Below are 6,028 nucleotides of genomic sequence, written 5' to 3' on the forward strand. Positions count from 1 at the left end.
AGAGCCCATCGCCCGGCACGGCCAGACCTCGCCCCACGTCTCCCGTCCGGGCGGCGGGGCGGGGCGGGGCGGCGGGGCGGGGCGGCGGGGTAGGCCGGCGCAACGGTCAGCGGAGCAGGACGTCGGCGAGGCGCCGCCACCACGTGGACTCGGGCTCGCCGCCGGTCGCGTCGTTGACCTGGAGCACGACCTGGTCGGCGCCGGCGGAGAGGTACTCGGCCACCCGCTTGCCGATGGTCTCCACGTCCCCCCACACGGTGACCTGGTCGATGAGCCGGTCGCTGAGGTCCGCGACGTCGTCGGTGGTGAAGCCCATCCGGGCCAGGTTGTTGGCGTAGCCGGGGACGGTGGTCAGGAAGCGGATCGCCTCGCGGGCGGCGCCGCGCGCGGCGACCGGGTCGCGGTCGGGGATGACGGTGACGAGCACGGCCAGCGTCCGGTCGGGGCCGAGCACGGCGCGGGCGTCGGTGACGTACTGCGGGGTGACGAGGAACGGGTACGCCCCGGCCGCGCGGTCGCGGGCGAGGCGGAGCATGGCCGGGCCGAGGGCGGCGAGGATGCGCCCGGCGGCCGGCACCGCCGGCTGCGCGGCGTCGAGCTCGTCGAGGTAGGCGCCGAGGGTGCCCAGCGGACCCGCGCCGTGCGCGCCGCCGAGGCCGGCGAGGTAGCGGCCGGGATGGTCGGCGGCGAGCGCCGCGTAGGTCGCCGCGACCTCGGCGGCGGGGACCTGGTCGACGGACAGGATGCCGTTGGCGACGAGCAGGCTCCCCGTCCCGCGCACGACCTGCTCGACGAGCCAGACGTTGTTGCCCTGGCCACCGGGCAGCCACAGCGTCGAATAGCCCAGGTCCTCGACCTCGGCGGCCGCCGCGACGGCGGCGGGAACGTCCGGGTTGAAGGCGATCGTCGAACTCGCGATGCCGATGGTGCCGAGAGTGGTCATGACCCCTGCAACCCCCCGTACCGGGAGCCTCTTCCGGGTCGGCGGGCAACCTGCGCGGCGGCCCGAACGACAACGAACCGGACACGCCCGACCAGACCAGACCCGCCGTCACCGGCAGTTACCAGACGACGCCGACCACCAGACGACGCCGACCACCAGACGATGCCGAACGGCAGGACACGATGCGCACCCCGCGACACATCGCCATGATCGGCTGCACCACGCCGAGCCACGTCTACCCCTCGCTCGGCGTCATCGCCGAACTCGTTCGCCGCGGCCACCGGGTCAGCTACGCCATCGGCGACCGGCTCGCCGGGCTGGTGGAGCCCACCGGCGCGCGGCCCGTCACCCACCCCTCGACGCTGCCCGCCGAGGACGGTGACTGGCCGGACAACCCGGCCGCGGAACTCGCCACCCGGATGTTCCTGACCGAGGGGATCGCCACCCTCCCCCCACTCGTCCGCCACTTCGACGACGACCGGCCGGACCTGCTGATCCACGACGTCGCCGCGCAGGCGGGCCCGGTGCTCGCCGCCCAGTGGAACGTCCCCGCGGTGCTGCTGTCCCCGACCTGGGTGCCGTGGGACGGCTTCGAGCAGGACAACGCCGAGGCCCTGGCGGCGCTGCGCACCTCCGTGCCGGGCAAGGAGTACCACGCGGCGTTCAGTGCCTGGCTGCACGACAACGGCCTCGACCGCGACCCCTGGGAGTGGCTGGGCGCCGACCGGCCCGTCGTCTCGCTGATCCCCCCGGTGCTGCAGCCGCACCTGAACCGGGTCCGGCCGGGCGTGCGGTTCGTCGGCCCCTGCCTGGACCCCGCGCGCCTCGCCGAACGGACCTGGACGGCGCCGCCGGACGCCGGCCGGGTGCTGCTGGTGTCCCTCGGCACCGTCTACAACGACCGGCCCGACATCTACCGGGCCGCCGCCGAGGCGTTCGCCGACACCGACTGGCATGTGGTCATGGCGCTCGGCCGGCGCGTCGACCCCGCCGCGCTCGGCCCGCTGCCCGCGAACGTCGAGGCCCACCGCAGCGTCCCCCAGCTCGCCGTGCTCGCCGCGGCGTCAGCGTTCGTCACCCACGCGGGGATGGGAAGCTGCGTGGAGGCGTTGTGGTTCGGCGTGCCGACGGTCGCGATCCCGCTGGCCGCCGAGCAGTTCGGCAACGCCGCGATCCTCGGCGCCCTCGGCGTCGGTGAGCAGCTCGCCGCCGATCGGGTCAACCCGCAGCTCCTGCGCGCCGCCGTCGAGTCCGTCGCCGCCGACGCCGGGATCGCCGGGCGGCTGGCGGGGGTCGCGTCCGTGCTGCGCGCCCACGGCGGGATCGAGGCCGCCGCCGACGCGGTCGAGTCGTTCCTGCCCTGACAGGCCGAGTCAGCCGACCGCGAGGAGTTCCACCTCGAAGCGGAGGTCGGAGTTGGGCGGGATGACCGGCGGGAAGCCGCGGGGGCCGTACCCGTAGTCGGGAGTGACGGTGAGCACCGCCTTCTCGCCGACCGAGAGCTGGGGGATCCCCTCGTCCCACCCCTTGATGACCTTGCCGACGCCGATCTCGGTGGTGAACGGCACCCCCCTGTCCCGGGACGAGTCGAACTGCTTGCCGTCGAGCAGGGTGCCGACGTAGTGCACCGTCACCGTGTCTCCGGCCTTGGGGAAGGTCTTGCCGTCCCCCGGCACCACGGTCTCCTTCGATACGCCCATGCCCCCAGTATGTCAGCCGCAGCCGCCGCCCCGTGTCGTGTCCGGCGGCGGCTGCGGCGAAGCAGCCCGCCGGGCCGGCGGGCCGGCGGGCTGTGAGATCGTGCGCGGATGCCCGCCGAACCTGCGCTGATCCTGTGGGATGTCGACCACACGCTGGTGTCGTTCGCGGGGCTCGGCCGCGAGCTCCACGCCCGGGCCTTCCAGGAGATCATCGGCCGGCCCGCGGCGCAGGTCGCCGACCTCGCCGGTCGCACCGACCGGGCCATCGTCATCGACACCCTGCGGCGCAACGGAATCGACCGGCCGGAGTCGCTGCTGCCGGCGTTCTACGCGGCGCTGCCGGCCGCGGCCGTCGCACTCGACGATCGGATGCGCCGGACCGGCCGGGTCCTGCCCGGCGCCCGGGCGGCCGTCGAAAGCCTGGTCGGGGACGGCGTCGTGCAGTCGGTGGTGACCGGGAACCTGCCGTCCCTCGCCCGGCTCAAGCTCGCCTGCTGCGAGCTGACCGACCTGCTCGACCTGACCGTCGGCGGCTACGGCGACGACGACAGCGACCGGGCCGTGCTGGTCGCCCTGGCCGTCAAGCGGGCGGAGGCCGCCTACGGAGTGACCTTCGCCCCGGCCCGCGTCGTCGTCATCGGCGACACGGTGCACGACGTCCGCGGCGCGCGCGACGCCGGGGTGCGGGCGGTCGGGGTCGCCACCGGCGCGACCACCGCACCGGCCCTCGCGGCCGCCGGCGCGGACGCGGTCCTGGCCGACCTGACCGACCCGGCCGCCCTGCACGCCGCCGTCCACGGCGACACCGTCACCTGACGACCCCGGCGCCGGCGCCGCGTCGGCAACCCCGAGCTCGGCGACCCCTGAACAGTAAAGGCGCAGGTCAGCGGAGCACTATCCGTCGTATCTCGCTGAATCTCGGTTGCGTCCAGCTTCTCAGCCGCGCTCGAGGCACAACGAGCTGCGCGACCAGCCCGCGGAAAAGACAGGGCCCATCGCTTCCGTCGCTTCCATCGCTTCCATTCCAGCCATGACGACGGGGTCGTAGCTGGCGCCCGTACCGCTTCCCGGTGCCGCACCAGCGTCCACCGAATCGATCCTTCACCACGCAAAACTTCTCTTAGCAGGGCAATGCCGCCGATTACGTCAGCACGTTCCGGACTCGCACTTCAGACTGCTTGACAAGGACAATTCTTCGGACCTATCGTCATGCTTACCGATCACGTCAGTACAAGACTGCCTGTACACCTTCCCTGCAGGTGCAATTCTGTGCCAGGTACGTTCCGGAGACACGGTGACTGCGTTGCATGGCATCTTCCCGGGCGGGATCGAGATCCCGCCCGGGAAGTATTCTCCGGCCGGCCGGTTCGGCCACCTGTTCCCGGACCTGCCCGCCCGCCCGGCGATCGGGATTCCACTGGCCGAGCAGCACGGCCGGCCCGGCGGGAAGACGGACGCGGGCACTCTCGGCATCGTCGGCCGGCCCCACGCCACGGGCGTCGCGCCAGGTCCGCGCAGGACGGTGATGCCATCACCATACCCAGAGGGGAGTTTTCGTGTCACGTAGAAGGACGATTCGCGAGACCGTCGAGAACGGTATCAACGATCTCGACGAGCTGCAGGCCTCTCTGCTTACCGCCATCCAGTTGGAGTTCTCGACCATTCCGCCGTATCTGTGCGCCCAGTGGTCGATCACGAGTGCCGACCCAAGCGGCGTGGCGGGCCTGATCGAGCAGGTGGCGACACAGGAAATGCTACATTTCGGCCTGTCCTGCAACATGTACACCGCCACCGGAGCATCACTCAAGGGCGAGATCGCCGCGCCGGACTTCGTTCCCGTCTATCCGGCTACGGGACTGCCCGGCGGCGTCCATCCCGAGCTGGTTGTCGCGCTGGCACCGCTGAGCGAGCAGGCCCTGCAGACGTTCATGGCCATCGAGTACCCGGAGGCGGATCCCGTCGTGCCGGCGCCGGATCTGCCGCCGCCACCCCCGCCGCCGGCCGGGCCGACAATCGGACAGTTCTATGCCGCGATCGCCGCCGGCTTCAACGCTGTGTTCCCCGACGGCTCGCTGCCGACACACCCGGCGCCGAACCAGGTGACCGCCACCAGAATAGGCGACGACACGCTGTTCGCCGTCAACACGGTCGCGGACGCCCTGACGGCCATCAACGAGATCACCGCGCAGGGCGAGGGCGCCAGCACATCGCCCGACGAGGGCACGTTTGATCCAGGTAGACTCGCGCACTACTACACGTTCGCGGAGATCTACTACGGTAAGACCGTGGTACCGTCGGGCGATCATTTCGAATACGCGGGCACTCCCATCGAGATGCCCGCGGTCCATAATTTCTCGGCACAACCGTCACCCGGACCCGATCAGCAGACCTTCATCAAGACGTTCACAGCATTGATGACCAATCTGGAAAAATGCTGGAGGAATGACTTCTCCATCGAAACCGCCATCTCCGACATGTTCGACCTGACCAAGGCTGGCGTCTTTCTGATCGAGGCCGGGATCACCCCTCAGTTCACTATCGCGTAACTGTCCGGCGAGGCTGGGCTCAGGCTGGCGCCGGAGTGCACATTCGGTTGACCGGGGTGGCTCAGACCCTGGGTCCACTCGCCGATCTCGCCGGCACCTGGATCAGGGCCGGGTGCACGCTGATCTCACTTCTGGATTTCGATCCGAATCCGCCGAGCACCGGGCCGAGGGCATTCCGACTGAAGCCGAACTCCACCGTGGAGCACCTGGAGTTCATCCCCATCGGCGGCACGGTTTCCAACCGCGGTTCGACCGACCAGCTCGACATCAGGCGGCCAGCTCGACATCAGGATCTTCGGGTTGCGCTACCTTCAGCGGATCGCCCAGGGCGCGATCCCGCACGGCACCTCCGTACTGGCGCCGGGAACCCCCCTGACAGTCTCCTCGGGCCCGACGATCGACCTTGTCAGCTCTCGACCCAGGAGGAAGGCCGGCACCCACCCTTCGGTCTCGGCTATCTGGATCCCTTCGAACGACCAGACCTGCCACCAGGCTTCCAGCCGAGCTTCGTCGACGACCTGAACACCGCCCTCTCGGAATCGACTGGCCGCACATCTCGGTCGCGACGCTGACCAAGCGGAAGGCCTTCTCGACCTGCGCGCGAGCCAGCTCAAGATCCTTCGTCGGCGGGTCACCCCGCGGGCGCGGCCGGGCGGCGGCGCAGGGTGTCCCAGACGGCAAGGGCGACGGCGGCGAGGCCGAAGATGGCGCCGGTGATGCTGACGGCGGTCCAGCCGCCGTGGCTTTGGCTTCCTCCTCCTCGTGAACGAGGGGGACTCCCGGTGGGGATCATGCCGCCTTCCCGGGTGGTTGACGCTTCACCGTCCCCGGCAACCCGG

At 70.9% G+C, this 6,028-nt stretch carries 7 protein-coding genes; 4 read left to right on the forward strand and 3 right to left on the reverse strand.

Annotated elements, in window-relative coordinates; genetic code table 11:
• Nucleotides 1-106: 106 nt before the first annotated feature.
• A complete protein-coding gene (locus tag FF36_RS30815) occupies nucleotides 107-943 on the reverse strand; it encodes a TIGR03620 family F420-dependent LLM class oxidoreductase (RefSeq protein WP_044888737.1) in 837 nt (278 codons plus the stop codon).
• A 182-nt stretch (nucleotides 944-1,125) separates the two neighbouring features.
• Here FF36_RS30815 and FF36_RS30820 point away from each other — a divergent pair, with 182 nt between their 5' ends.
• Entirely contained in the window at nucleotides 1,126-2,307 is a 1,182-nt protein-coding gene (locus FF36_RS30820; RefSeq protein WP_044888738.1) for a macrolide family glycosyltransferase, read from the forward strand.
• 9 nt (nucleotides 2,308-2,316) lie between these two features.
• Here the strand turns inward: FF36_RS30820 and FF36_RS30825 are convergent, their stop codons facing one another.
• Nucleotides 2,317-2,643, reverse strand: a complete 327-nt coding sequence (locus FF36_RS30825) for an FKBP-type peptidyl-prolyl cis-trans isomerase (protein WP_044888739.1) — start codon at nucleotides 2,641-2,643, stop codon at nucleotides 2,317-2,319.
• A 108-nt stretch (nucleotides 2,644-2,751) separates the two neighbouring features.
• Here FF36_RS30825 and FF36_RS30830 point away from each other — a divergent pair, with 108 nt between their 5' ends.
• From FF36_RS30830 to FF36_RS30835, 3 genes are all read left to right on the forward strand, one after another.
• Nucleotides 2,752-3,459, forward strand: a complete 708-nt coding sequence (locus FF36_RS30830; protein ID WP_044888740.1) for an HAD hydrolase-like protein — start codon at nucleotides 2,752-2,754, stop codon at nucleotides 3,457-3,459.
• A gap of 478 nt (nucleotides 3,460-3,937) precedes the next feature.
• Nucleotides 3,938-4,210, forward strand: coding sequence for a hypothetical protein (locus tag FF36_RS35225; protein WP_128423449.1), 273 nt, complete (start codon nucleotides 3,938-3,940; stop codon nucleotides 4,208-4,210).
• The gene (locus FF36_RS30835; RefSeq protein ID WP_044888741.1) at nucleotides 4,200-5,189 is read left to right on the forward strand and encodes a ferritin-like domain-containing protein; all 990 of its coding nucleotides are present in this window, start codon (nucleotides 4,200-4,202) and stop codon (nucleotides 5,187-5,189) included. The genes FF36_RS35225 and FF36_RS30835 overlap by 11 nt, the downstream gene beginning before the upstream one ends.
• Before the next feature lie 631 nt (nucleotides 5,190-5,820).
• Here FF36_RS30835 and FF36_RS35775 read toward each other — a convergent pair.
• Nucleotides 5,821-6,028, reverse strand: a 208-nt coding sequence (locus tag FF36_RS35775; protein ID WP_206778504.1) for a hypothetical protein, incomplete at its 5' end; no start/stop codon positions are given.

The organism is Frankia torreyi (genome assembly GCF_000948395.1).
GTDB classification, from domain to species: Bacteria; Actinomycetota; Actinomycetes; order Frankiales; family Frankiaceae; genus Frankia; species Frankia torreyi.

What these genes read in the sequence shown, in the direction of transcription:
- FF36_RS30815 (WP_044888737.1), bottom strand. Translation starts at nt 943, where the DNA reads ATGACCACTCTCGGCACCATCGGCATCGCGAGTTCGACGATCGCCTTC.
- FF36_RS30820 (WP_044888738.1), top strand. Translation starts at nt 1,126, where the DNA reads ATGCGCACCCCGCGACACATCGCCATGATCGGCTGCACCACGCCGAGC.
- FF36_RS30825 (WP_044888739.1), bottom strand. Translation starts at nt 2,643, where the DNA reads ATGGGCGTATCGAAGGAGACCGTGGTGCCGGGGGACGGCAAGACCTTC.
- FF36_RS30830 (WP_044888740.1), top strand. Translation starts at nt 2,752, where the DNA reads ATGCCCGCCGAACCTGCGCTGATCCTGTGGGATGTCGACCACACGCTG.